Below are 25200 nucleotides of genomic sequence, written 5' to 3' on the forward strand. Positions count from 1 at the left end.
GATGCTGAGCACCGCGGACGCACGCTACCAAATGCCAGCCGAGGAGCGACGGTAGGCCTCAATTCGGGGCGTCCATCCTGATCGGACAGTCCCGAAATAACCTAAACTCGCGACGGGACCGACGTTTCCCTGCCGTCCCTCTTGGAGACCACTATCAGATCTTCGTTGCTTCGTGCATGCGGGGGAATTAACTCGCCAACGTTAGACCTCCATGGCGGTTGATCTCTTTTTCCATCTGCACGATCAATGTGTCGAGCGCCGGATTTCTCGTCCCGCGGGCTCGTCGGATAACATAGGCCAATGATGGCGGGGAAGGCAGACGGCTGTTGACTACCACCATCTCACCGCGAATATGCCGATCGCTCAAGAGCGCCACACCCATAGCCGCGTTGACCGCCGAGACGATTCCCGCGGCACTTGAGCATTCGAAAACGGTTTCCAAAACCACTTCGTCGTCTTGACCAATGTCGAGTGCCCACTGGCGATAAAAACAATCATCGTCGAACGAAAGAAAAGGCATAGGCCCGCACTCGGGCAGAACCAAATCCGGATGTCTCACCCAATGGAGGTTCTCCCGGAGAAGGACGACATCGGTAGGCCGGACCTCGTGTGCAAAGACCTGAACGATGGCGGCGTCGAGTTCTTTCCGATCAAGCATGGCGCGAAGAACGAGGCTCATCCGTACCTTCGTACGGACGGAAACATTCGGATGCAGATGTCGAAATCGTCCGAGTATGCGAGCAAGGTCGCTGCACGCAGTATCCTCGGTGAGCCCAAGCGCGAGACGCCCTGCCAATGGTGTCTTCGAAAGGCTTAGGAGCGCCTCGTCGTGGATTCCTAGAATTCTGCCGGCATAATCGAGCAGATCTTCGCCAGCCGCGGTAAACGTCGGCCCCCCAGACGTGCGGCCGAGCAGTTCGCAATCGAGGCTCGTCTCAAGTCTTTTGATCTTGTGGCTGACTGCAGATTGCGAAAGGCCCAAAGCCCGAGCTGCTCGGGTGACGCCACCGTGATGTCGGATTGCCCACAATGCCCGCAAAGCGTCGATCTCCAGACGGCGATTGGTGAGTTCGTTCAAGACCCAGATCCGTTTCCAAATTTCTGTGACGCTTCATATCACACGAGAACAAACTGCATGACATTTTCTTGCGAAGTGTCATGCATTGATCGAAATTTGTCATGTGCGTCGTGGCTGCGATTTGCGTATCGAACGGTGTCCGTTCCCACACTGAGTTATCGATGACAGATCAGCCCCTCTCCGCCGCAGCCTCAAACAACAACCGTCTTTTATGGCCACTCCTGGCAACGCTCCTGGTTGTTGGATGGAGTTCCGGGTTCGTCGGAATTCGCTACGCCGCCGAGGAAGCGAGTGTGATGCTGGTGCTATTCTGGCGCACGCTTCTGTCAGGCCTGATCCTGCTTCCCTTTGCACTGGCGATCGGCCCAAGGATCAGCCTGCGCGCGGTGTTGGATCAAGCACTCTTCGGTGTCATGGCCGTGTTTCTCTATCTGGGTGGTTTCGCGCTGGCGATCGAACAGCGAGTGCCGACAGGGCTAGTCGCACTGATCGCGGACCTCCTGCCGCTTGCGATCGCGGGCCTTTCGCAACCCGTCCTCGGCGAACGTCTGACACGGCGGCAATGGCTTGGAACGGTGGTCGCGGTGGTCGGTGTGCTGATCGTGTCTTTCGAAAGCCTGAGCTTCGGTACCGCTCCGCTCTGGGCCTATGGGTTGACCGTCGGCTCGATGTTCGTCTTTGCAATCGCCTCGGTTCTGTATAAGCGGCGGAAGAGCCATCAGGTGCCCCTTCATCAGGGACTTTGCATCCAGACGCTGACGGGTTCGGTGCTCTTCGGCTTGTGCGCTATGATGCAGGGCGATCTCGTCCCCCCGATGACGCTAAACTTCGCAATGGGTACGGCTTGGCTGGTCCTGATCGCGACCTTCCTCGCTTACGCTGTCTACTACACCAGTCTTCGCCTGTTTCCGGTGGCAAAGGTCAGCGCTGCGATCTACCTCAGCCCGCCCGTGACTATGTTGTGGGCGTGGGCGCTGTTTTCCGAGCCTCTCACTTTGGCGATGTTCTTGGGATTGGCTGTGACACTCGCAGGCGTCTGGCTAACCTCCCGCGATTAGCATCTACTCCAACTCTTCCGGCGGCTTCATTGCAATAGGTTGAGGGTATCCGAGCAACGTCGTCGGCCGGCCACGCCCAGCTCCCGTCCCTAGCATGATTGCCTCTCTACTTCGCCAAGCATGGCTGATCTGGGTGTGGATTCGACCGAATTGGAGTTTGTCAAAATTTCAGGGCGCGCCAGTGATAGCGTGGGCGCGGCCTTGGGTGGCTGGAGCAGCAGATCTCGTAAATGCGGACTGTTGACCTGATCATCGTCCGATTTGTATTTGTTGCCGAAAGCTTGAGAAACTGGACCTCACCCAACGGCCTGCGCACCGGTGATTTCCACCAATGATCCGCACATGAATGCCGCTTCGTCAGATGCGAGGAAGGCGATCAGCGCAGCGACTTCTTCGGGTTTACCAATGCGACCGAAGGGCACCAGTTTGTCGAGGTCGGCGATGGTGCGCCCTGAACGCTTTACGCCAGCCTCCAGCATCGGCGTGTGGATTTCGCCGGGGCAGACGGCATTGACGCGGATATTGTCGGGCGCATAGTCGCGGGCGAGGTTCTGCGTAAAGCTGGCAACCGCCGCCTTCGTCACGTTGTAGGCGATGTGGTTCGGCGCTGGATACAGACCCCATTGGGATGCGGTGTTGACGATCGCACCACCGCCCGCTTCGATCATGTGGGGAAGTGCCGCCTGGCAAAGGTGGAACATCGCATCGACATTGACCGCGAAGCTCAGGCGCCAGTCGTCCGGCGTGAGCGAAAGTAGATTGCCGCGGCGGTTGATGCCTGCATTGTTGCAGAGCACATCGATGCGCCCTTCGGTTGAGATGACGTTCTGGATGATGGTGCGGCAGCCCTCGGCTGTGGCGATGTCGCTGGCCAGCGCACGGGCGTTGCCGCCCTCGGCTGCGATCTGCGCGACGGTCGCCTCGGCGCCTTCAAGGTTCATGTCGGTGACGATCACCCGCGCGCCTTCGGCGGCAAAGCGGGCGCTGATCGCCCCTCCTATCCCACCGGCGGCGCCTGTGACGATGATAACTTTTTCTTTGAAACGCATGGAAATTACCTCATGTAGCTGCCGCCATTCACGTCCAGCACAGCACCGTTCAATGAGGCCTGTGAGGGGCGGAAGGCAAAGGCGGTGATCTCACCGATTTCTTGCGGGTCGGCCATCCGGGCGATAGGGATGCCGGCCAAGGCTGCAGCCTCGCCGTGCTCGGCGATATAGGCTTCGGCCATTTCGGTGCGCACCCAGCCCGGCGCAAGCGCGACTGAGGTTACACCTTCATGCCCATGGCTTTGCGCGATGGATTTGGTGAGGTTGAGCAATGCGGCCTTCGAGGCGCCATAGGCCATGGCGCTGGACGTATAGCCACGCTGGCCGGCGCGGCTTGCCATGTTGACGATCCGCCCGCCGCCATTCTGACGGAAATGCTGAATGGCAAGCTTTGACAGATCGACCGCCGACAGAAAGTTGACCCGCATTTCGCGCGCCCAGACCCGTTGCCACTCTTCCATAGCGGCCTCGATCGAGACTTCGGACCGGATGCCGGCGTTGTTGACCAGCCCCGTCAGCCTGCCGGCGAGTGCCGTGGACTGGTCCCACAACGCCTGCGGACCGGCGGGGTCTGACAGATCGGCAGGCAAGCACCAGCCCTTGCCGTCAAGCGACGCCAGAAGCGTCTGTGCGGTATCGCGGTTCCGGCCATAATGGATGACAACCTTGGCACCGTCAGCCACCAGCGCGCGGCAGATCGCCTGACCGATCGCACCCGTGGCGCCGGTCACAAGGATGGATTGTCCTGAAAGCTTCATAGTTCACCCACTTGCGGACCCCAGGTGTCCGACAGGGCAAAACCCTGCGCGAACGGATCCTTCGGATCCAATCGCAATTGCTGGCGGCCGAAGACATATCCCTGGCCGGTGATGCGCGGCATGACGGCTGGGCGTCCTCCGACCGTGGTCTCTCCCAGGATCTCCGACGTGAAGGTGCCACCGATGATGCTGCGCGAAACGCAACTGTCACCGGTTTTCGCCCTCCCCCGCGCGTGCAGGATTGCGAGGTTGGCCGAGGATCCCGTGCCGCAGGGCGAACGGTCAACGCGGCCCGGCTTCAGCGTCGTGCATGTGACGACAGAACCGTCCGCCTGATACTCGCGGAACATCACATAGGCGATCTCGTTCAGGCCGGGGATCTCAGGGTGGTCCACCGCAACCTGATCGGCCAGCAGCGATTTGATCTCCGTTCCCGTCTCGGCAAGTGCGCGGGCCGCTTCCGGCACGATGCGCAGCCCAACCTGATCCACGTCGATCTGAGCGTAGAAGACGCCGCCAAAGGCAATGTCGCCTTTGATTGAGCCCCATTTCGGCGTGTCGATCGCAGCATCGAGTTGCTGGACAAATGCTGGCACGTTGTCGAGGCTGACCGACAAACACCGGCCGTTTTCGCAACGCGCCCGGGCAACGATCAGACCGGTTGCCGTGTCCAGGCGGACAATAGTTTGCGGCTCAACCATTTTGACCCGGCCGGTTTCCAGAAGGGCCGTGACAACGCAAATGCAATTGGAGCCCGACATCGGATGGGCACGGTCCGGCTGCAGCACGATAAATGCGGCATCGGCATCGGGCCGGGTCGGAGCCAAAAGCAGGTTCGTCGTGTGAACAACCTGCGCCCGCGGCTCGCGCGTCAGGAACAGACGCAGTGATGGGTCCACATCGTTGAGATGTTTCATCTTGTCGAGGATAGTCGCGCCCGGAATTTCGGGCGCGCCATTGAGGAGAACATTGCCGCTTTCGCCCTGGCAATGGACCAACAGGATATCGAGCTCCTTGTCGAAGGTCATTTCAGATACCATCCCCAGGGTTCATCGCTGACCAGGCGAGTGATCTGTTTGGTCTCCAGATAATTGTCCAGGCCCCAGCGGCCGAGTTCGCGGCCGATACCGGACTGCTTGTAGCCGCCCCATGGCGCTTCGGTGAAGGTCGGCTGCGAACAGTTGATCCAGACGATGCCGGCGCGCAAGGCGGCAGCCACGCGTTCGCAGCGTTCGTCGTCCGCCGACATAACCGCAGCAGCCAGGCCAAAACGCGAGTCGTTGGAAACGCGTATCGCCTCCTCCTCGGTCTCAAAGGGACGAATGCAGACCACCGGACCAAAAATTTCTTCGACCCAGGCGTCGCTGTCGAGCGCCGTATCTGTCAGGATTGTGGGCGCGACCCAGAAGCCCTTGTCGAAGATATCGCATCTGCCGCCGCAGGCCACCGTCGCGCCCTGTTCGACAGCACGGTCGATATGGCGCAAAACATCCTCGTACTGGCCCTTGTTGACGAGCGGGCCGAGCAGAACACCCTCTTCGAGGCCATTGCCCATCTTGATTTTCCTCGCTTCCTCCACCAGCCGCTCAAGCAGTCGCGGATAAAGCGATGCCTCAACGAGAACCCGTGAGGTGGCCGAGCACACCTGACCCTGGTTCCAGAAGATGCCAAACATGATCCATTCGACGGCCTTTTCGATATCGCTGTCGGCGAAAACGACGAAGGGAGATTTGCCGCCCAGTTCGAGGCTGATGCGTTTAATGTCTTTTGCACCGACGGCCATGATACGCGAGCCGACCGGTCCCGAACCGGTGAAGGCGACCTTGTCGACCTCAGGATGTTCGACCAGCGCCTGTCCGACGACCGAGCCCTTGCCGGACAGGATATTCAGCACGCCTTTGGGAAGGCCGACCGCCTCGGCAATCGCCCCAAGCTCAAGCGCAGTCAGCGACGTGGTTTCGGCGGGCTTGAGTATCATGGTGCAGCCGGCCGCCAAGGCCGGCGCGACTTTCCAGGAGGCCATGAGAAGCGGATAGTTCCAGGGAACGATGGCGACGGCGACGCCAAGCGGCTCGCGCACGGCCTTCGAGACAAAACGCGCATCTGCAAGCTTCACCTCTTCCACCTCGCCGTCCAGTTCCTCGGCCAGGTCCGCATAGAAATCGAAGCAACCGGCCGCGTCGGCAAGATCCCACTCCGATTCCGGAAGCGGTTTGCCGTTATCGCGGGTTTCCAAACGGGCCAACTCCGGCATGCGATCGCGGATGCACTGCGCAATGGCGCGCAGATAGGTCGCACGCTCCTTGCTCGAAAGATGGGGCCAGGGACCATTGTCGAAGGCCTCTCGGGCCGCCTTCACGGCTGCTTCGGCCTCCATAGCGCCAGCCGCGGCAATATGGTGGAAGACCTCTTCGGTCGCCGGATCGATGACCGGAAGCATGGCCCCGTCCGCAGGAGCGACCCATTGGCCGTCGATAAAAAGTTTGTTCTGCATGATATCCTCACAAGTAACGCTTTGGGCGGCCACGGGCCTGAAAACTGTGGCCGGCTGTAGCTGCTGCCGAGAGATCCTTTGCCATTCAATCCTCCCTTCAGAACCGGTCGATACGATAGGGACGCATGTCCACGGGGGGCGTCACGCCGGTGATCAGATCGCCCATCAGGCGCGCTGTCGTCGCCGCATAGGTTACCCCCAGATGGCCATGCCCGGTCGCATAGAAGAGCCCTGGCACCTTCGCCGAGGCTGACATCACCGGCACGGTATCCGGAAAGGCCGGGCGATGGCCCATCCATTCGGAAACGTTCTCGCGACGCAGGTTCGGCAAGGCCGTCTGCGCTCGCCGAACCGTCACTTTGGCGCGACGGTAGTCGGGAGCGGCGTCGAGACCGGCCATTTCGACCGTGCCGCCGACACGAATGCCGCCTGCCGTCGGCGTGACCATGAAGGCTCGGGCGGGCCAGATGATGGAGTGGCGCATCGAGATGCCGGGAGACATGATCTGCGTATGGTAGCCGCGCTCGGTCTCCAGCGGCATCGGTTCTCCCAACATTTTTGACAGAAGGCCGCTATGTGCCCCTGCGCAGATCATGACCTCGTTGGCGGCAATATGCCCACCGCCGACGAGCCGGACGGCGGTAATGCGGTCGGACCATTCAAACCCCGCGACCTCGCCGCGCCGGATTTCACCCCCGAGCGAGGTGAATTTCCGGGCCAGACTGTTCACCAGACGGAAGGGGTCGCGCAGGCTTCGGTTCTGGGGGAAGAGGACCGCAACACCGATGCCGTCCGACAGCTCCGGTTCGAGTTCACGGGCCTGCGCACCCGTCAGCCGCTGATGCGGGAAGTCGAAGCGTTCCAGGATATCGATATGCTCTCGGTCGGCGCGAAACTCCGCCTCGTTGCTGTAGAGCGAGAGGCAACCTTCCTCCGTCAACTCACCTTCCAGGCCGGTCTCACGCAGCAGCGGCAACAGATCGTCGTAGACGCGCTTGCACAGGGCCGCTCCCTGCGCTTCAAGCTGCCGCAGCTTGCCGGGCCTCGAAGCGGCGACAAATCGGGCGAACCAGGGAACCAGCTTTGGCATATAGCCCGGACGGATACGAACCGGGCCTTCCGGGTCGAGCAGCCAGCCGGGAATCTGCCGCCAGATCGACGGACGCGAAGCCGGCATGAACTCCGTCACGGCAATGGAAGCCATATTGCCAAAGGACGCACCGCCCCCGACATCTCCCTTGTCGAGCAAAACCACCCGTCGCCCACGCTTTTGCAATTCGTAGGCGATGGTGGTGCCGATGATACCTGCGCCAACAACCACAATGGTCATGCCGCTCTCTTTCCAGCCAGGCTTCAGGGTTGACCGGGAGGTTGTCGCCCGGTCATATCGACTTACCAGTTCAGGATCGGCTGCATGGCAGCACGGAACTCGGCTTTTTCCTCATCCGTCAGCGGACCGAGCGGAGCCCGGCATTCGCCAACCGGCGTACCCTGGACTTCGCAGCCATATTTGAGCTTTTGTACGAACTTGCCCGATTCAAGGATGTTCATAGCCGTGTAGAGCGTCGCCATCTGCTTCTTTGCCTTGGCGAGATCGCCAGCCTTGAACGTGCGGTCGAGATCGCAGACGGCCTTCGCCATGCAGTTGGCAGGTCCGCAGATCCAGCTGTCGGCTCCCCAGACCATGAAATCGAGAGCGATGTCATCAGAACCGGAAACCAACTGGATGCGACCCTCGTAGCGGGTGGCGATACCGATGGCGCGCTGCAGGGAGCCCGAACTTTCCTTGATGCCGATGATGCGTGGATCGTCGGCGAGCGCGTCGAGAACGTCCCAGCCCAGTTCGACCCCGTCCTTGTCCGGATAGCTGTACAGCACGATCTTCACGTCGGTTGCGTCCAGAACGGTCTGGAAGTGCTTGATCAGTTCGGCCTGGGTTGGCTTGGTGTAGAAGGGTGTCGCCAACAAGACGGCGTCGTAGCCCATTTCCTTGGCGCGCAACGTGTTGGCGATAACGCCGGCTGTCGACGGCGCGTTGGTGCCGGCGATCAGTGTCTCGCCAGGCTTCGCAAAGTCCTTGACGAACTTCAGCACCTGGTCACGCTCGTCGTCGGACATGAAACTGTATTCACCTGAGGACCCGCAAGGCACCCAGCCCGTGACGCCCGCTTCACGCAGATTGGTCAGATGCTTTTCAAAAGCGGCAAAGTCGATCTTGCCTTGCGTATCGAAGGGGGTAACGAGGGCGGGCATGACGCCTGAGAGTTTCATGGAGATCTCCATTCGAGGGTTCAGATGGGAGGCCGTCAGACGGCCAGTCGCTTGAGGATGTGTTGTTCGATGACGGTGACGGCGCGCGTCAGGGGGAAGGCAATGATGAAGTAGATGAAGGCGACGACGGTCAGCACTTCGACCGGGCGGGCCGTGTTGTTGGAGATGTTTTGGCCGACAAACATGAGGTCTGCCATGCCGACGGCCGAGACAAGCGCGCTCTCTTTGAAGAGACTGACACAGTTGGAGAGCAGCGTCGGTGCGGCGCGCAGTATGGCTTGCGGAAGAACGACGCTCGTCGTGCGCGCCCAAGGAGAAAGTCCGAGCGCCACACAGGCATCCAATTGTTCGCGTCCGACAGATTTGAGCGAGGCCCGGAAAGTCTCGCTGCTGATCGCACCCATATAGAGCGTCAGCGCGATCACGCCGGACGCCATGTTGGAGAGCTCGACACCGAGGACCAGCGGCAGGCAGAAGAAAACCCAGAACAGTTGCACGAGCACGGGCGTGCCGCGGAAGAACTCCACATAGACACTGGACAGGCCGCGCAGGATCGCGCTCCTGGAGGTCCTGGCGAGCGCCAGCAGAAATCCGAGGACGCAACCGAGCACGATGCACATCAGGGTCAGTTTGAGCGTCATCCAGAGGCCGAACAGGAGCGCCTCCTGGAATTTGAACACGATCGCGAAATTGAACGTCATCGCTCGCCTCCTCAGCTTGCCAGGGCTTCGCGACGGCGTTCCAGATAACCGACGATCTGGGACACCGGAAACGAAACGGCGAAGTAAACGAGCGCGACGATGGTGAACGTCTCGATCGGGCGGTAGGTCTGGGTGGCCAGGGTCTTGCCCTGGTACATCAGGTCCTGAACGGCGACGATGGCAACCAGCGCACTCTGCTGGAAGGCGCCGATGCCATTGGTGAGCAGAACCGGAACTGAGTTGCGAACGGCCGCGGGCAGGACGATGTAGAGGATCCGTTGGAACGGTCTCAGACCGAGCGCCACGCCTGCATCAAGCTGCTCCCTTGGAACGGCCTGGATGGAGGCACGATAGGCTTCCGCATTGAACGCCGCGAGATTGAGCCCGAGCGCCAGAATGCCCATCGTGACGGAGCCCAGGAACACGTTGAACAGCATGGGAACACAGTAGAAAAACCAGACGATCTGGATAATCGCCGGTGTGCACCGGAAAAACTCGATGAAGAGCGTGATCGGAAGGCGGATCGCCGCAAAGCGGCTCATGACGAGCAGCGCCAGCACGAAACCGAGCGTCAGGCCGATGGCATTGGCGGCGATCGTGAGTTCGACCGTGACGAGCAGGCCATCCCAGAGCGGTCCGAAATTGCGAAAGACGGACGCGAAGTCAAAACTGTAGTTCATGGCGTCCTCCTCAGTGCTTTATGTGGAACACCCGCTCGATGAACTCGCGCGTGCGCTCCTCCTTGGGAGAGCCAAGCACCTGGTCTGGCGGACCATCTTCGACGACCACGCCGCCGGCGCAGAAAATCACGCGGGAGGCGATGTTCTTCGCAAACCACATGTCGTGGGTCACAATGACCATCGGCATCTGCTGCTGGGCGAGCTGCAAGATCACCTGTTCGACTTCGGCCACAAGCTCGGGATCGAGCGCCGAGGTCACCTCGTCGAACAGCATGAGTTTCGGATCGAGCATCAAGGCACGGGCGATTGCCACCCGCTGTTTTTGACCGCCCGAAAGCTGGGCGGGATAGGCGTTGGCCTTCTGTGCCAGACCGAAGCGGGTCAGCAGTGCCATCGCTCTCGCCCGGGCGTCGGCCTTCTTCTCTCCCCTCACCTTCATCGGTGCGAGGATCAGGTTTCCGATCACGTCGAGATGCGGGAATAACGTGTAGTGCTGAAACACCATTCCGATCGACCGCCGGACCTTGGCATCGATCGTGGTCTTGCCGTTGCCGTTTGCGCAGATATAGGGCTTTCCACCGAAACCGACGGACCCGCTGTCGATCTGTTCGAGGCCCATCAGGACGCGCAGTAGAGTGGACTTGCCACCACCAGAAGGGCCGATGACGACAACGCGGTCACCGGCGTTCATCTCTATGTCCAGGCCCTGCAGTACCTTCACCACGCCGCCGTAGCTCTTGTGAAGACCTTCGATTTTAACGAGTGGAGCGGTATCCGACATCGTCCAAACCTCCTCCTTGAGGCAAAAAAGCGGAGCCGCCGGAAGGCGGCCCCGGCATTGCTCAGTTGCTGGCTTTGAGAACCTGGTCCACTGCCTTGCGGATCAGTTCCTCAACGTGTCCCGTTGCAACGCGTTCTTCGAGGAAGATGTCGACCACCTCGACATCGGCGGCCGAAAGCTGGTGCGGCAGGCCGAAGGCGACGCCCTGTTTTGCAAGCGCCGGAGTGGGGTTCAGCGCAACGGCCCAATCCGGGTTCGACTGCGTGAAGAGCTGGTTGGTATCCGACGCGTCGACGAGGATGTCCGCGCGCCGGGATACGACGGCAAGGCGTGTTTCATCGTTGGTTGGCAAGCGCAAGATCGTCGCAGTCTTGACGGCCGCGGAGATCGCCTTGTCCTGTGCCGTGCCCGACATCACCGCAAGCGTGATGTCTGCCTTGTCGATATCGGCAACTGCGGCCGCGCCAGCCGGGATCTTCGGATTGTCCTTATTGTAGGCAAGCGAGATCTGGTACTCCATCGCCGGAACGGAGAACTGAACGGCCATGGCCCGTGCCGGTGTCCGGTTGAGCGCCAGCGACACGTCCCATTTCCCGGCCTGCAGGCCGGCGACGATATTGTCCCAGGTCGTGTCGACGAATTCGGGCTTCACCTTCAAAACTTCCGCAAACTCCCGGCAGAGGTCGGCGAAGAAGCCGGAATACTCGCCGCTTGCCGGATCACGCATGACATAGGGCGGAGCGACCGCTGCTCCGCAACGCAGCGTTCCGGTTTTCTGGACGCCCTGCCAGTATCCTTCTGCGGTCTCAGCCGATGCGGCTGTGGGAGAAAAGCTCGCCACCAGGACGAGCGCCGCCGTCGCCCGCAGCGCGGACGTCATCACTCTCGAAAGCATGTGCATTCCCCATTTTTGAGCGCGTAATGCGCGGTTCCACCGGTCGGCTACGGCCGTTCTTTTGTCTTTTTGTGTCGGCTACGTGTCGACTGACAAATTTATGTCGTCTCCGTGTCGACAAAGTCAAGCGGAAATTTTACAATTGCTGCGCGGTCGTTTTTCTGGCCCAATGCCGACGAAATACGGAAAGGGACGTAAGTGTCTGACGAGATTGAATCGAAACGGGTGCGCGGTACCGGCTGGAAAAGCGTCTACGACACGCTGCGAAACGAAATTCTCGCGCTCGCCCTGCCGCCGGGCCAACTGCTGGATGAGATGACGCTTGCCGAGCGCTTCGATATGTCCCGCTCGCCAGTGCGCGAGGCCCTGATCCGGCTGGCGGGCGAGGATCTGGTGGTCACGCTTTCCAACCGCAGCACGATCGTGGCGCCGATCGAGGTTGCGAGCTTTCCCAAATATGTTGAAGCACTCGATGTTGCCCAGCGCATGAATACCCGGTTGGCCGCAGCTCTCAGGACCGATGCGGACCTTAAGATCATCTCCAGGCGTCAAAAGGAATTCGAGACCGCGGTCAGGACCGGCGTGCACCTGAAGATGTCGGAGGCCAACAAACAATTCCACATGGCCGTCGCCTACGCTGGGAAGAACACCTATCTCGCTTCCTTCTACGAGCGGCTCCTCAACCAGGGTCAGCGCATGCTGCACCTGCATTTCGAATATCTCGAGCGCACCGGCGACGGCTATCTCTTGACCGACGAGCATGAGTTGATGCTGGAGGCGATCCGGGCGAAGAACGTCGAGCGCGCCGACGAACTGGCGCATGCCCACACCCGGCAATTTCAGGACAACTTCATCTCGTTCCTGCGCGAGAACTACACGACCGACGTCGCCTTCGGGCCGCTCGCTGCTGCGGAATAGACCATGCCCCTCCCCCAGAAGATCGGATTCATCGGAACCGGAGCGATCACCGACGCAATGGTGCGTGGCCTGCTCGCAGAGCCGGCCACCGTGTCACAGGTCATGCTTTCTTCGCGCAATGCGGAGATTTCCGCGAAACTCGCAGCGGATTTCCCCGCCGTTCTCGTCTCAAGCGATAATCAGGCGATCGTCGATGGTTGCGATACCGTCGTTCTTGCGGTCCGGCCACAGATTGCCGAAGCGGTCATCCGCCCCCTGCAGTTCCGCGACGGTCAGAAGGTAATCAGCGTCATCGCTGCAACCGGTCGACCCACGCTATCGGACTGGATCGGGGCGGATGTGAGCCTGACGCAGGCGATACCACTGCCTTTTGTCTGCAGGCGCAAGGGTGTCACGGCCGTCTATCCACCGGACCGGGAGACCGCTGAAATTTTCAATGTGCTAGGCAGCGCCGTCGAATGCGATACCAGGGAGGAATACGATCTACTCGCGGCGGCGAGCGCCCTGATGGCCACCTACTTCGGCATCATGCATCGCGCGACAGAATGGCTCGCCGAAAACGGCCTCCCGGAAGAAAAGGGCCAAGCCTATCTCGCACCCCTCTTTGCTGGCCTTTCCGAAACGGCGCTCCTTGCCGACAAGGAGGTCGATTTCATTGAGATGAGCCGTGAATTTGCCACCAAGGGTGGCCTGAACGAGCAGGTATTCAGAGACTTCGAGGAAAATGGCGGGAGTCGCTCAATCATGCTCGCGCTCGACCGCGTTCTAGCACGAATACGCGGGTAGGCCGACGCAGGTCCCTGCGCCAGACTACCCCATTCGACCTCTACGCGGATGTTCCGGGCGGAAAATTAGTTTTTGCACGGCACCCATCGCCTTTCCAGAGCATCGAGGAAGGGCGCCAAGCGCTCGTAGGTTTCTGGACCATTTGTCCAGCACGCGAATAGGCCCGACACGGGATAGAGCGCAGCCGGCGCCTTTTGCGGCACTTGAGAGTACGATAATATCTTCCGTCACCTCATGCGGAGACGACCGCAATGGCGAAGCAACGCGTTGATCGGCGGCTGGCGGCCATTATGGCGACCGACGTCGTCGGCTATGCGCGGCTCATGGAAGCCGACGAAACGCGAACAGTTCGGTCTATTAAACGGCTGCAATCCACAGTTCTTCAGCCAAGTGTTGATGCCCGAGGCGGCCGGGTTGTCAAGTTGATGGGTGACGGCTCCCTCGTGGTCTTCAGCTCGGCTGTGGAAGCGGTGGATTGTGCGATATCAATTCAATCGAAGCTTGAGTCACGCCGGCAAACCCAGAGAGTAGATTTCCCGCTTGTCTTGCGGATCGGTATCAATCTCGCCGATGTGGTGGTCGAAGGTGATGACGTCCTGGGCGATGGTGTAAACGTTGCAGCCCGCCTGGAGGCGGCGGCGGAGCCAGGTGGCATATGTATTTCTGATCTCGTTCACCGGCAGCTTGGGTCGGGTCGCCACTTGGAATTTGTCGACGGCGGCGAGATATCACTCAAGAACATAGCTCGTCCCCTCCACGTGTGGCATTGGGGGGAAACGCCGGCAGCGAGCCCTTCGATAGGCTCGCTTGCCAGGCCGACATCGATTGCTGTTTTGCCGTTTGAGAATTTGGACGGATCGCAACACCACGATATTTTCAGCGACGGAATTACTGAGGACGTCATATGCGGACTGGCGCGGTTTCGTTCGCTTACCGTCATCGATGCTAGCTCGTCATTCCGCTTTCGCGGCCGGCACTCGGACCTGAATGAGATCAGCAAGAAGTTGGGTGTTACTTATCTTGTTCTGGGCAGTGTTCGGCGCGCAGGCGAGCGACTAAGAATTGCGGCCCAGCTCGTCGAAGCGGTTTCCGGAAAGCAGCTGTGGTCTGAACGCTACGACCGGGATGTCCAAGATCTATTCGCAGTTCAGGATCAACTAACCCGGACGATTGTCGCCACCCTCGTGGGACACATAGAGTGCGAGGATGTTCGCCAAGCACTGCGAAAACCGACAAGCAGCCTGGCAGCCTACGAGTACTACCTGCGCGGCCTTGTGCATATGCGCAGCTACGACAAGGACGACAATCAACAGGCGTTCACGATGTTCAGTGCAGCACTGGAGCGAGATCCGCAGTTCGGGTTGGCACTTTCCCACCTCGCGTTGGCGAAAATCGCACTGAACGGCTACGCCAACTCACCATCGGGCGTTCTTGACGAAGCGCTAGCCCTGGCGCGTAGGGCGGTAACCCTTGACGAAGGCGAGAGTGGTTGCCAACGACTGCTGGCACTTATTCACGTTAACCGACGTGAATTTGAGTTGGGTGAGCGACACTATCGTCGGGCCTATCAGATGAACCCCAACGACGCCAACACGCTGGTGCAAATGGGCGGCCTGCTGGCCCGACGCGGCAAGCTCGATGAAGCGCTGGAATGGATCGAGGAAGGGTTGCGGTTAAATCCGTTTCCGCCGCCATGGTACAGCGCAGCCCTCAGCAACGCCCTCTATCTTACTGGCCGCTACGCGGAAGCCGCTGCCGCCCTGGAAGAACTACCAAACCCAGGCCCATTCACGTGCGCGCGCCTGGTCGCCTGCTACGCGCAAACAGGGGATCCGGTCGCGACCGAGAAGGCAAAACGTCAGTTGCTAGGGCTCTGTCCCGACTTCTCGATCGACAACTTCATCAGCCGAGGACTGCTGCTGGAGCGTCCGGAGCAGTTGGATTTGTTCCGAACAGGGCTTGTGAAGGCAGGCTTGGCACCATGAGCGTCGATGCGCCGGGAACAGGGAAGACTACCCCCGCTGGCCGCTCCGCATGATTGAGGCGAAATACCAGCCGAGGAGCGATGGTACGCCTCAATTCGGTGCGTCCATCTTGATCGGACAGTCAATCGATAGACGATGGGTTGTGCAAAGTTTGAGTTGACCGTTTTCGATGGCGTGGCGACACTTGCAACCTGCAGCAAGACAGGAGGAAAATGATGGCTGAACCAGACCCCTGGCGCCACATGGCAAGCGCACCGAAAAACGGCAGTCGGATCCTCATTACGATCCGCCCGTCCGAACAGGGGGCGGCAGAAGTTGACCTCGCGTATTGGTCGAATGGCGATCAGTTCGGTGCAGAAGGCTGGCGCGCCTCTGATTCCTCGCCCGGCCGCATCATCGAATACGCCGAGCCCGAATTGAAGTGCTGGATGCCGATGCCCTCGGCCAATCTCAATCGCACCTCGATGCCCTCACCCTGGGAAGGCGAAGACGAGCGAGAACTCGACGGGTCAGGGATTTAAGAACTGCGCCGCCATGTTGCGCAGACATACCCGCAATTCAATTCACCTGAGATCGGCGACCCGAGGGGCCGTAGCCGTCCAGATGCCAGCGACGTTGCGATAGGCCCTCGTCTTCAGGCCTTCCCCGCTGTCTGACAGGCCCGCTGCGTTGATGCCTCGGTTCAAAGTCATGTGCTTGTCACGCATGGCGATCTAAGCATAGAGGCGCCGCTGCCACCGGTTCGGATACAATGGCGGCATATCTCCCCGGCTTGGATCACTTGCGAGCGACGTCCCGCAAAGAAAACAACGGCCAGCACCAGAACCAATACTGGTTCACCCGCGTCAGGAAGCCGACCCTCGTTACGCGGAAGCCCGATGCGTAGAGGGGGGCGGATACGGAAGACTCTTCCGGTAAGCAGCGCCGTGTTGACGAACCTGTCTCCAACCGAAGCGGCCTTCAACGGGACAGCCTAATGTTACAAGCGAGCTTCGACGAAGGAAAATTGCCTTGACTCCAGAATACAAGCACTGACACATTCAGTTGTCAGACATCTTACATAATAGGGGATCATGGCTGACGGATCGAATAGGAGGATCATGTGAGGAAGCTCTTTGTACGATTGGCCGTAGGCGCCGCATTCGTCGCCACGGCCGCAGCTGCCCATGCGGGGCAGACGCTCGACCGCGTCATGGAAAAAAAGGCGATGGTCGTCGCCACCAACAGCGGCTGGCCGCCTCAGAGTTATCTGGACGACAGCAACGAGATGGTCGGCTTCGATATCGACGTCTCCCGCGAAATCGCCAAGCGCCTCGGCGTCGAAGTGAGCTTCGAGACGCCGGACTGGGCAACGCTGACCGGCGGCCGCTGGCAGGGACGCTACGATCTCGGCGTCGGTTCCGTAACGCCGACCAAAGCGCGCGCGCAGGTCATCGATTTCGTCGGCATCTACTACTACAGCCCCTATGTCTATGTCGTGCACAAGGACAGCGAGGCGAAGTCCGTGACCGACCTCAACGGCAAGGTCATCGGCGTCGAGACCGCGACGACGTCGGAAGACTTCATCAACCGCCGACTGGAAATCGACGCGCCTGGCCTGCCGCCGGTCGAATACAAACTGGAGCCGGGCGAAGTGCGAACCTTTGCCGATTCCATGCTGCCGTTCGACGATCTTCGCCTCGGCAGCGGCGTGCGCCTCGACGCAGTGATCGCGCCTGAGCAGACGGCCCTCAACGCCATCAAGAATGGCTATCCGCTCCGCAGCCTGGAAGGTGAATATGCCTTCCGCGAGCCGCTCGTCGTGATCGCCGAAAAAGTTGATCCGGACTGGACAGCAAAGGTCGGCAGCATCATCGAGGAGATGAAGAAGGACGGCACTCTCAGCACGTTGACCACCAAGTGGTACGGCAAGGACTACAGCACTGACTGACGAGCATGGCGGCGTGGGTCGATCTGGCTCGCGCCGCAACGCGCATCTGGGGGAGCCGTACAGCATGACCTATCCTGATACCTACTATAAACGCACGATGGTAGATCTGACAGCGCGTCCTGCGCTGTCAGGCTCGCACGATTGCGACGTCGTGATCGTCGGCGGCGGCCTCGCCGGGCTGTCGACGGCCCTGCAACTGGCGCGAGCCGGCAAAAGCGTCACGGTTCTGGAAGCCGAAAGCGTGGGTTACGGCGCATCCGGCCGAAACGGCGGCTTCGTCAGCCCGGGCTATGCAACGGACGGCGACGAAATCGCACGTGTCACTGGCGAAGAAGCAGCCCGCAGCCTCCATCTGCTGTCGATCGAAGGCATGGAGTTCATCCGCGAAAACATCCGCGCCCTTGCGATCGATGACGCGCAGCCGCAACCCGGCCTGATGAGCGTGCTGCGCTACGACAATGCTGCAAGTCTCAAGGCCTATGCGAAGGACACCAGCCGGCGCTACGGCTACGAACTCGAATTCATGGATCGCGACGCGGTCCGCGCGACCCTCAAGTCGGACCGCTATTTCCAGGCATTGCGCAACCGCAATGCGTTCCACATGCACCCGCTGAACTATCTGCGCGCCATCGCCCGCGAGATCGAACGTCTTGGCAGCCGCATCTGCGAAATGTCCGCGGTAGAATCCGTGGACCTGGCAGGCGCACAGAAGCGGGTGAAAACGGCAGGTGGAGGCGTGACGGCCCGCGATGTCGTCTTCACGACAGGTGGTTACACCGGATCGCTCAATGGAAAGCTGAAGCGCTCCTTCCTGCCGATCGCGACCTACGTCATGGTCAGCGAGGATGCGCCGGAGCTTATCGCATCGGCGATCGCAACGAAGGACGCCATTGGCGACAACCGCCGCGCGGGCGACTACTACCGCGTGATCGATAGCGGCCGGCGCCTCTTGTGGGGCGGTCGCATAACCACCCGCGCAGCCTCGAGCGACGCGCTCGTGCGCGAACTGCGCGCCGAAATGGTCGGCACCTATCCGCAACTCGCCGGGTTGAAGACCGAAATCGCCTGGTCCGGCCTCATGTCCTATGCCCGCCATTTGATGCCCCAGATTGGGCGCATGAGCCCCGGCGTGTGGTATTGCACGGCCTTCGGCGGGCACGGCCTCAACACGACGGCGATTGGCGGCAAGGTCATCGCCGAAGGCATTCTCGGTGAGACCGAACGCTACAAGCTCTATGAACCGTTCGGCCTCGTCTGGGCGGGCGGGCTTGCCGGGCTTGCCGTCGCCCAGCTCACTTATTGGAAGCTCCAGGCACAGGATTGGTGGCGCGAGCGCGCCGCCTGAGACACGGGAAAGGTCTGAACCATGATCGGTCGATTGATACTCATCTATCCCGAGGCCTCGCGCCGTGCCGGAGCGCTGCTGATCCTCACCCTGGTGGTCCTTGCGCTCTACATGCTCGGTGTCAGCTCTGCCTGGATTGGCCATGTCCTGCCCGCCACGGCAGGTTGGCTTGGCGAAAACCCGACCATGGGACGGCTGGTTTCGTCTCTCCTGATCGCGCTCATCGTTGCCGCCAACTGGAAGGCGTTGCGCCAGCTCTCACGGCGCCAGCAGGTGGTCGGCGTCTGGCTTGAACTCTTCGTGCTTCTGATGCTCTTCTTCTATTCGTTCGATCTGTCCTTCGCCTTCATCGCCAAGAAGATCGGCTTTCTCATTTCACAGGGCGTGGTGACGACGCTCTACATTTCCGCGATCTCCATCGTGATCGCGACGGTCATCGCGTTGGCCGGCGCAATCGCCAAATTGTCCAGCAACGGAGTGATCTACGGCCTCGCCACCTTCTACACCTCACTGTTTCGCGGCCTGCCGCTTCTGATGCAGATCTACATCATCTATCTCGGCCTGCCGCAGGTCGGTTATGTGATCGGCGCGGTGCCTGCCGGCATCCTGGCGCTTTCGCTGTGCTACGGCGCCTACATGACGGAAATCTTCCGCGCCGGCATCCAGAGCATTTCACGCGGCCAGACCGAAGGCGCCACCGCACTCGGGCTCAGCCCCAACCAGACCCTGGCGCTCGTGATCCTGCCGCAGGCGATGCGCGTCATCATTCCTCCGACCGGAAACCAGTTCATCGCCATGCTGAAGGACTCCTCCCTCGTCTCCGTTGTCGGCGTCTGGGAAATCATGTATCTCGCCCGCACCCAGGGCCAGACCGAGTTCCGCCACATCGAGATGCTGATCACCGCATCGATGATCTACTGGATCCTTTCGATCGGGCTGGAATATGCCCAGTCTCGCATCGAGGACCGATTCGGCCGCTTCGATGCCCGTTGACGTGCCCGCCACGGCCCGTGGCGGCGCGTTTAACGCGCCGTCGAACGGCCGGCGCCCTTCTCGTTGTTCTCGCCTTCGGGATCTTCTCGGCCACCAATGCCATGGTGAAGCCGCCGCCCTCGCCGGCCCCGTTAGAGCGGCTGCGGCAGCTGCGGAAAACCGCCGACATGCATGCAGGTCAAAGCAGCCCGGTCGCGCCCGGCCGCAAGGCAATCAGGTAGTGGCAGACCCGCAACACGGGCTGCGAGAAAGCCGGCAATGAAGCTGTCGCCGGCACCGGTCGTGTCGACCACCTCGACCGGCCGGATGCCGATCGAAACAGTTTGTCTTCCATCGCTGACCATGGCCCCCTTGCTGCCTCGGGTGACAACGGCGAGCGGCACGCCGCATTCCAGCAGGCGGCGCAGCAAGTCTTCCGCCGTTGCGTCGTCGTCGCCGGCGGAACCGAAGGCGATCGTCAGGCCCTCGGTTCCGAGATTGACTGGATCGGCATTGACGGACACATCCTGGGACACACTGATACCGGCGTCGGCGAGCGTGCGGCGCAGAACACCTCCATCGTCCATCCAGCCGACATGCACGTGATCCATGGTCTTCAGGACGGCAATCTCGTCCGCATCCGGCTTGTAGCCGGCGCAGACACCGAAATCCTCGAAAGCGAAGACGCGGTCGCCGGAGGGAAGCACGTCAATCTCGGTATAGGCGGTGACGCCGAAACGTTCCTGCATATGCGTTACGTCGACACCGTTGTCAGCCAGGAGATGCCGCGTCCGCTGACCGGCCGGATCCGAACCGACGGCGCCGAAATAGTGCGAGCCGTGGCCGAGCCGGGCGAGCTGTACCGCAACGTTGACAGCGTTGCCGCCAACAAGCGATTGCGAAAGCGGAGGCTGGAAGCGGTCTATGCAATTGTCGCCGACGGCGGCGAAGCGGAGGATTTTCATGCGTATCTCGGGATAGGACGCGAAAGCCGCGAACGCGATGATGCGGATTCGCAGCTCCGGATTATCGCGTCAAGCAGCACATATCAGTAGGCGACGCGCTTGTAGTAGCGCCTTGTCGTGAGAGGGTGGTTGCGCAGGACTTCAAGATGGGCGCTGATGCGCTCCAGCACAGTCGCCATCAGCACCGGCGACACCAGCGCCCGCACATCGGCCGAAACGCCGGGCAATGCGAACTCGGCAGTGTCGAGAACGGTAAGCTTGTCGGTGTAGCCCGGCGCAAAGTTCTGGACGCGCTCGGCAAGCGGGCGCGCCGCATCCTCGCCCTTGAAGAGAATGACGCTGACGCCCTTTTCGACGAGTTCGAGCGTGCCATGGAAAAAATCGGACGCGTGCACGGGGCGGGTGCGGATCCACTGCATCTCCTCGAGGATACACATGCCGTAGTAGAACGCTTCCGGCCAAACGTTCCCGGCACCGGTAATGATGTGGTAGTCGGAGGCGGCGAGGATCTTCGCAAAGGCCTCGGCCTTGGGCTCATAGGCCCGCTTCACCTCCAGCAGCAGCGCCGGCATGCGGGAGAGCTGGCTGACGATCTCGGCGTGATTTTCGATCTCACCACGATGGTTCAGGATCGCGAGCGCGATGAACAACGACTGCAGATAGAAGGATTCGCAGGATGTATCGTCCTCGGCAAAGTTGACGAAGACGTGGTCTCCGCCCTTGCCCAGCGGCGTCTCCTGGTGGCCGACCAGGGTCACAACAGTCGCGCCGATTTCCTTCAGCCTGGCGAGAAGGGCTACACTTTCCTTTGTCGTGCCGGAAAGCGACGGCATGACGACGATCGACTTGTCCGTCAGCTGGGACGAGCCTGTGAGCACCAGTTCTGCCGGCATGTCGATGAAGGCAGGAAAGCGCGAGCGCCGTTGCAGCAACTGAGCCGCGGGCTGCATCAGGATCGCCGCGCCGCCGGTCCCGAGGAAGAAGATGTTCTCTGCGCCCGCCGAAAGACATGATACGATCACTGTTTCCAGCCGGCTCTGCAGCGCGACTGCACCGGACTGGATACGGAGGAATCTCTGCTCGTCAAAATTCAGCATGGTTCTGCTCTCGGTGTCTACAGGAGGTGATGGCTCTTTAGTTGTAAGACAACTGACATCATCGGAAATATCTGTCAAGGCGGCTTTCCGCGATTTGTGGAAATGCCACGTGAAGCGAAGCGGACGCAGCTACAAAGCCGGGCTTTCGTACACTTGACCGGCAAGGATTTGTCAGACAAGAACGATTGGACGATCAACGACGACACGAGGCATTAGAAGTGCAGGAGCCCCTTCGCGACTCGCGCACCCTGGCCATTCAGCTTCGGGACCGGATTGCCGATCTCATCCGGTTGGAAGGGCTGAAACCCGGGGACAAGCTGCCCACAGAAGCGCAGCTCACGCAGCGCTTCAAGATATCTCGCCCGGCGCTGCGCGAAGCCCTGAAGCTGCTCGAACAGGACGACGTAATCTATGTCGAGCACGGTCGCGGCCGCTTCGTTTCGGCGCTCTCGGCCGTCCAGGTCGATCGCCCGATCACGGTCTTCGAGAGTGTCACCGACATGGCGCGCCACTACGGTTATTCCACTGTCAACAAGGTGCTGTCGATTTCCGAGGAAACGCCCGACACACGCGTCGCCGATAGCTTGCATCTCCCGCCCACCGGTCGCGTGATCCGCATCGAGCGCATCCGTCTGCATGATGACGAGCCGATCCTCTACTGCATCGACTACGTTCCGCGCAGCATCATCCCGGGGAAGCTCTACGACCTCGACTGGAGCGGATCGCTGATGGACCTGCTCCAGGAATGCGGCAGCCGCCCGCGCATGTCCGCCGCCAGCGTCTCCTCCGTCATGCTTCCCGATGACGTCGTCGAGCGCCACGACCTGAGGGATTTCGGGCCAGCCCTGCTCATCACCGAAACCTGCTTCAACGCAGCCGGCGTCCCGGTGAACTACGCGATTGACTATCACCGCGGCAGCCATTTCTCCTTTAGCCTGACGCGCAAGTAGGCGCTTTCCGAAGAAGGTGTGCTGGACGCGATGTGGGAGCGTCGGCTTGATTTTTCGGCTTCTGTATAAGTGGGCATAATCGATCACCAATTTCCTACCGCGATCATCGCCCATGCGGTGTGGAACCTGCAGGTTTATCCTGGTGTTGGGGCCTCTGGGCTTGCTCGAAGCGAGGAACGCAACTAAATCTGCGCCCCCCTGCACCGGGCGGAGTTGTTCCGGGCATATGGCGGCGAAACATCTTGGGCGCCCAGTCATCAATGCCCCGCGGGGCCGGAGACAGCATGAGTACATCACATGACGGCACGCCGCATGATGCCCTCCAGCCTCAAGGATTCCTTGCCCTCCTCCTCGGTTCGATCGGGGTCGTGTACGGCGATATCGGGACGAGCCCCCTCTATGCGTTTCGCGAGGCACTCAGGCCATTTTCCCGCGACGGCATCAGCCATGAAAGCGTCGTCGGCCTCATTTCGCTCATGGTGTGGACGCTGACGGTCATCGTCACCTTCAAGTACGTCCTATTCCTCCTGCGTGCCGACAACGACGGCGAAGGCGGAACACTCTCACTCTTGGCGCTGCTCATGAAGAAGACCGGGCGCTACATGCCCGTCCTCTTCTTTGCCGGCATCGTGGGGGCGGCCCTCTTCATCGGCGACGCCATGATCACGCCTGCCCTGTCGGTGATGTCTGCCCTCGAAGGTCTCAAGCTCGTCACCCCTGCCCTCTCCGACTATGTATTGCCGATGTCCGCCGTGATCATGGCTGGGCTCTTTGCGGTCCAGTCGCACGGCACGGCCGCCGTATCCAAATTTTTCGGGCCGATTACAGTGCTTTGGTTTCTGGCGATGGCCTGGGGCGGCCTAATTCACATCGGCGACGACTATACGATCCTAGCAGCGCTCAACCCGATGAACGCGCTTTGGTTCATCACCCACGCGGGGTTTGCCGGCCTTATCGTCCTAGGGGCCGTGTTCCTGACAGTGACGGGCGCGGAAGCGCTCTATGCCGACCTCGGCCATTTCGGCCGCAAGCCGATCCAGACGGCCTGGTTTGTCCTCGTGTTCCCGTCGCTCGCGATCAACTACCTCGGTCAGGGCGCTCTCGTCCTCACAAACCCCGAAGCTGCGGAAAACCCGTTCTATCTCATGTATCCAGAGTGGGCCCTACTCCCGGTCGTCATACTCGCGACGCTCGCCACCATCATCGCGAGCCAAGCGGTGATCACGGGCGCGTTCTCGCTTGCGCGACAAGCGGTTCACCTCGGTTTCCTTCCGCGCTTACAGATTACCTTCACTTCGGAGACAAACACCGGACAGATCTACGTCCCGGCTGTGAACGGCCTTCTATTTGTTGGTGTCATCGTACTGATCTTCGCATTCGGGGACTCTGAATCGCTGGCGACGGCCTATGGCATTTCCGTCACGGGCGCGATGGTCGTCACGACGCTGATGGCGTTCCAGTTCCTGCGTTCGGTCTGGCGATGGTCCACGGCCGCCGCGGCCGCTGTGCTGATACCGCTCTTCGTGCTGGAAAGCGTTTTCCTCGGAGCGAACCTTCTCAAGATTCATGACGGCGGGTGGGTGCCTGTACTGCTTGCGACCACTATCATGCTCGTGATGTGGACGTGGACGCGTGGATCTCAATTGCTTCGGGAGAAGACGTCGAGAAGCGATATCCCGCTCGACACGTTCATCGCATCCATCGAAAGGGAATCGCTCCACGCTCCGGTCAAGGTGAAGGGAACAGCAGTGTTCCTGACAAGCGTTGGCGACAAGACGCCGGCCGTACTGCTGCACAACATCAAGCACAATCACGTTCTGCACGAGAACAACGTCATTCTCACAGTCAAGACGTCGGAAAGACCCTACGTCCCTGAGACTAAACGTGTGCAGATGACCAAGCTTTCCGAACGGTTTGCTCGGATCGAGATCACATTCGGCTTCATGGATGAGCCGAACGTCTCGAAAACTCTGGCACTCTGCAAGAAGGCGGGCTTCAAGTTCGAGATCATGCAGACGTCGTTCTATCTTGGACGTCGCACGCTGATCAGCGATCCGAATTCTGGGCTGCCGGGCTGGCAGGACAATCTCTACATCGCGCTAACCGGGCTTGGTGTCGATCCTTCGGCCTACTTCAAGCTTCCAGCAAATCGGGTGGTGGAGATTGGGGAACAGATGTCGATCTGAGGGAGCGGAAGGAGTGAACGCGCCACCGCTCAATCGCCCGCACGCTCCGAGATCCGGCTTAAACGTAGCACGATTTGGTCTCAGAACCGCATTCGCGCCAAACCGATGCTATCAATCCTGCAAAAAGAAACCAAATAGCGCTCGGAAAGATCAGCGCTCAAAAGATATCGGACGCTGACGGGGTGGCGGCTGGGGAGAAAATTGAAAGCCTCAGAAAGCGCGATGGCGTCCAAAAGTCGGCACCTGCGGTTGCCCGGCTCATCCCGCTTTCAAAGACGGATACGATCCGAGCTTCGGACGG

23 protein-coding genes are annotated in these 25200 nt (G+C 60.4%); 10 read left to right on the plus strand and 13 right to left on the minus strand.

The window, feature by feature from the left end; all coding sequences use genetic code 11:
- Positions 1 to 187: 187 nt before the first annotated feature.
- The gene (locus IB264_RS12850) at positions 188 to 1078 is read right to left on the minus strand and encodes a LysR family transcriptional regulator (RefSeq protein ID WP_025430614.1); all 891 of its coding nucleotides are present in this window, start codon (positions 1076 to 1078) and stop codon (positions 188 to 190) included.
- Positions 1079 to 1239: 161 nt separating this feature from the next.
- Between IB264_RS12850 and IB264_RS12855 the strand changes: the two genes are divergently transcribed.
- A complete protein-coding gene (locus tag IB264_RS12855; RefSeq protein ID WP_192433580.1) occupies positions 1240 to 2136 on the plus strand; it encodes a DMT family transporter in 897 nt (298 codons plus the stop codon).
- Positions 2137 to 2432: 296 nt separating this feature from the next.
- Here the strand turns inward: IB264_RS12855 and IB264_RS12860 are convergent, their stop codons facing one another.
- The 10 genes from IB264_RS12860 to IB264_RS12905 all read right to left on the minus strand — a co-directional run bounded on the left by IB264_RS12860 (position 2433) and on the right by IB264_RS12905 (position 11765).
- Positions 2433 to 3185 carry an SDR family NAD(P)-dependent oxidoreductase gene (locus IB264_RS12860; protein WP_192433582.1) on the minus strand — a complete coding sequence of 251 codons (753 nt, stop codon included), beginning with the start codon at positions 3183 to 3185 and terminating at the stop codon, positions 2433 to 2435.
- A 5-nt stretch (positions 3186 to 3190) separates the two neighbouring features.
- Positions 3191 to 3943, minus strand: a complete 753-nt coding sequence (locus IB264_RS12865) for an SDR family NAD(P)-dependent oxidoreductase (protein WP_192433583.1) — start codon at positions 3941 to 3943, stop codon at positions 3191 to 3193.
- Positions 3940 to 4971 carry a proline racemase family protein gene (locus IB264_RS12870; protein WP_192433585.1) on the minus strand — a complete coding sequence of 344 codons (1032 nt, stop codon included), beginning with the start codon at positions 4969 to 4971 and terminating at the stop codon, positions 3940 to 3942. The genes IB264_RS12865 and IB264_RS12870 overlap by 4 nt, the downstream gene beginning before the upstream one ends.
- Positions 4968 to 6437 carry an aldehyde dehydrogenase family protein gene (locus IB264_RS12875; protein ID WP_192433587.1) on the minus strand — a complete coding sequence of 490 codons (1470 nt, stop codon included), beginning with the start codon at positions 6435 to 6437 and terminating at the stop codon, positions 4968 to 4970. Before IB264_RS12875 ends, IB264_RS12870 begins: the two co-directional genes overlap by 4 nt.
- A gap of 97 nt (positions 6438 to 6534) precedes the next feature.
- The gene (locus IB264_RS12880; RefSeq protein WP_192433589.1) at positions 6535 to 7767 is read right to left on the minus strand and encodes an FAD-binding oxidoreductase; all 1233 of its coding nucleotides are present in this window, start codon (positions 7765 to 7767) and stop codon (positions 6535 to 6537) included.
- A gap of 62 nt (positions 7768 to 7829) precedes the next feature.
- Positions 7830 to 8708: a dihydrodipicolinate synthase family protein gene (locus IB264_RS12885; RefSeq protein ID WP_192433591.1), complete on the minus strand. Its 879-nt coding sequence runs from the start codon at positions 8706 to 8708 to the stop codon at positions 7830 to 7832.
- A gap of 35 nt (positions 8709 to 8743) precedes the next feature.
- The gene (locus IB264_RS12890) at positions 8744 to 9409 is read right to left on the minus strand and encodes an amino acid ABC transporter permease (protein ID WP_192433593.1); all 666 of its coding nucleotides are present in this window, start codon (positions 9407 to 9409) and stop codon (positions 8744 to 8746) included.
- An 11-nt stretch (positions 9410 to 9420) separates the two neighbouring features.
- Positions 9421 to 10089, minus strand: a complete 669-nt coding sequence (locus IB264_RS12895) for an amino acid ABC transporter permease (RefSeq protein WP_192433595.1) — start codon at positions 10087 to 10089, stop codon at positions 9421 to 9423.
- Between the two features lie 10 nt (positions 10090 to 10099).
- Positions 10100 to 10870, minus strand: a complete 771-nt coding sequence (locus tag IB264_RS12900; RefSeq protein WP_192433597.1) for an amino acid ABC transporter ATP-binding protein — start codon at positions 10868 to 10870, stop codon at positions 10100 to 10102.
- 61 nt (positions 10871 to 10931) lie between these two features.
- Positions 10932 to 11765 (minus strand): ABC transporter substrate-binding protein, encoded by an 834-nt coding sequence (locus tag IB264_RS12905; RefSeq protein ID WP_192433599.1) that lies wholly within the window; start codon positions 11763 to 11765, stop codon positions 10932 to 10934.
- A gap of 198 nt (positions 11766 to 11963) precedes the next feature.
- Here IB264_RS12905 and IB264_RS12910 point away from each other — a divergent pair, with 198 nt between their 5' ends.
- The 7 genes from IB264_RS12910 (at position 11964) to IB264_RS12940 (ending at position 19722) form a co-directional block, all read left to right on the plus strand.
- The gene (locus tag IB264_RS12910; protein WP_025430602.1) at positions 11964 to 12683 is read left to right on the plus strand and encodes a GntR family transcriptional regulator; all 720 of its coding nucleotides are present in this window, start codon (positions 11964 to 11966) and stop codon (positions 12681 to 12683) included.
- A 3-nt stretch (positions 12684 to 12686) separates the two neighbouring features.
- Positions 12687 to 13469, plus strand: coding sequence for a pyrroline-5-carboxylate reductase (locus IB264_RS12915; protein WP_192433601.1), 783 nt, complete (start codon positions 12687 to 12689; stop codon positions 13467 to 13469).
- 251 nt (positions 13470 to 13720) lie between these two features.
- Complete coding sequence (locus tag IB264_RS12920) at positions 13721 to 15454, plus strand: adenylate/guanylate cyclase domain-containing protein (RefSeq protein ID WP_192433603.1); 1734 nt, start codon at positions 13721 to 13723, stop codon at positions 15452 to 15454.
- A gap of 215 nt (positions 15455 to 15669) precedes the next feature.
- Positions 15670 to 15975, plus strand: coding sequence for a hypothetical protein (locus IB264_RS12925; RefSeq protein WP_192433605.1), 306 nt, complete (start codon positions 15670 to 15672; stop codon positions 15973 to 15975).
- A 581-nt stretch (positions 15976 to 16556) separates the two neighbouring features.
- On the plus strand, positions 16557 to 17384 hold the full coding sequence (locus IB264_RS12930) for a transporter substrate-binding domain-containing protein (protein WP_025430650.1): 828 nt from the start codon (positions 16557 to 16559) through the stop codon (positions 17382 to 17384).
- Positions 17385 to 17448: 64 nt separating this feature from the next.
- On the plus strand, positions 17449 to 18729 hold the full coding sequence (locus IB264_RS12935; RefSeq protein WP_192433607.1) for an FAD-binding oxidoreductase: 1281 nt from the start codon (positions 17449 to 17451) through the stop codon (positions 18727 to 18729).
- Positions 18730 to 18750: 21 nt separating this feature from the next.
- On the plus strand, positions 18751 to 19722 hold the full coding sequence (locus IB264_RS12940) for an amino acid ABC transporter permease (protein WP_025430652.1): 972 nt from the start codon (positions 18751 to 18753) through the stop codon (positions 19720 to 19722).
- Positions 19723 to 19853: 131 nt separating this feature from the next.
- Here the strand turns inward: IB264_RS12940 and IB264_RS12945 are convergent, their stop codons facing one another.
- Together IB264_RS12945 and IB264_RS12950 are read right to left on the minus strand one after the other, a co-directional pair.
- Positions 19854 to 20666 (minus strand): PfkB family carbohydrate kinase, encoded by an 813-nt coding sequence (locus IB264_RS12945; protein ID WP_192433609.1) that lies wholly within the window; start codon positions 20664 to 20666, stop codon positions 19854 to 19856.
- An 83-nt stretch (positions 20667 to 20749) separates the two neighbouring features.
- Positions 20750 to 21763: an SIS domain-containing protein gene (locus IB264_RS12950; RefSeq protein WP_025430654.1), complete on the minus strand. Its 1014-nt coding sequence runs from the start codon at positions 21761 to 21763 to the stop codon at positions 20750 to 20752.
- Positions 21764 to 21981: 218 nt separating this feature from the next.
- Here IB264_RS12950 and IB264_RS12955 point away from each other — a divergent pair, with 218 nt between their 5' ends.
- Together IB264_RS12955 and IB264_RS12960 are read left to right on the plus strand one after the other, a co-directional pair.
- Entirely contained in the window at positions 21982 to 22713 is a 732-nt protein-coding gene (locus tag IB264_RS12955) for a GntR family transcriptional regulator (RefSeq protein ID WP_025430655.1), read from the plus strand.
- Between the two features lie 284 nt (positions 22714 to 22997).
- Positions 22998 to 24899, plus strand: coding sequence for a potassium transporter Kup (locus IB264_RS12960; protein WP_192433611.1), 1902 nt, complete (start codon positions 22998 to 23000; stop codon positions 24897 to 24899).
- Positions 24900 to 25200 lie beyond the last annotated feature (301 nt).

Origin of the sequence: Ensifer sp. ENS11 (assembly GCF_014851895.1) — a bacterium.
GTDB classification, from domain to species: Bacteria; Pseudomonadota; Alphaproteobacteria; order Rhizobiales; family Rhizobiaceae; genus Ensifer; species Ensifer canadensis.

Coding starts and splice junctions, on each gene's coding strand:
- IB264_RS12880 (WP_192433589.1), bottom strand. CDS start 7,767: ATGACCATTGTGGTTGTTGGCGCAGGTATCATCGGCACCACCATCGCC.
- IB264_RS12890 (WP_192433593.1), bottom strand. CDS start 9,409: ATGACGTTCAATTTCGCGATCGTGTTCAAATTCCAGGAGGCGCTCCTG.
- IB264_RS12855 (WP_192433580.1), top strand. CDS start 1,240: ATGACAGATCAGCCCCTCTCCGCCGCAGCCTCAAACAACAACCGTCTT.
- IB264_RS12915 (WP_192433601.1), top strand. CDS start 12,687: ATGCCCCTCCCCCAGAAGATCGGATTCATCGGAACCGGAGCGATCACC.
- IB264_RS12895 (WP_192433595.1), bottom strand. CDS start 10,089: ATGAACTACAGTTTTGACTTCGCGTCCGTCTTTCGCAATTTCGGACCG.
- IB264_RS12905 (WP_192433599.1), bottom strand. CDS start 11,765: ATGCTTTCGAGAGTGATGACGTCCGCGCTGCGGGCGACGGCGGCGCTC.
- IB264_RS12935 (WP_192433607.1), top strand. CDS start 17,449: ATGACCTATCCTGATACCTACTATAAACGCACGATGGTAGATCTGACA.
- IB264_RS12945 (WP_192433609.1), bottom strand. CDS start 20,666: ATGAAAATCCTCCGCTTCGCCGCCGTCGGCGACAATTGCATAGACCGC.
- IB264_RS12860 (WP_192433582.1), bottom strand. CDS start 3,185: ATGCGTTTCAAAGAAAAAGTTATCATCGTCACAGGCGCCGCCGGTGGG.
- IB264_RS12950 (WP_025430654.1), bottom strand. CDS start 21,763: ATGCTGAATTTTGACGAGCAGAGATTCCTCCGTATCCAGTCCGGTGCA.
- IB264_RS12865 (WP_192433583.1), bottom strand. CDS start 3,943: ATGAAGCTTTCAGGACAATCCATCCTTGTGACCGGCGCCACGGGTGCG.
- IB264_RS12885 (WP_192433591.1), bottom strand. CDS start 8,708: ATGAAACTCTCAGGCGTCATGCCCGCCCTCGTTACCCCCTTCGATACG.
- IB264_RS12875 (WP_192433587.1), bottom strand. CDS start 6,437: ATGCAGAACAAACTTTTTATCGACGGCCAATGGGTCGCTCCTGCGGAC.
- IB264_RS12920 (WP_192433603.1), top strand. CDS start 13,721: ATGGCGAAGCAACGCGTTGATCGGCGGCTGGCGGCCATTATGGCGACC.
- IB264_RS12900 (WP_192433597.1), bottom strand. CDS start 10,870: ATGTCGGATACCGCTCCACTCGTTAAAATCGAAGGTCTTCACAAGAGC.
- IB264_RS12925 (WP_192433605.1), top strand. CDS start 15,670: ATGGCTGAACCAGACCCCTGGCGCCACATGGCAAGCGCACCGAAAAAC.
- IB264_RS12940 (WP_025430652.1), top strand. CDS start 18,751: ATGATCGGTCGATTGATACTCATCTATCCCGAGGCCTCGCGCCGTGCC.
- IB264_RS12870 (WP_192433585.1), bottom strand. CDS start 4,971: ATGACCTTCGACAAGGAGCTCGATATCCTGTTGGTCCATTGCCAGGGC.
- IB264_RS12960 (WP_192433611.1), top strand. CDS start 22,998: ATGAGTACATCACATGACGGCACGCCGCATGATGCCCTCCAGCCTCAA.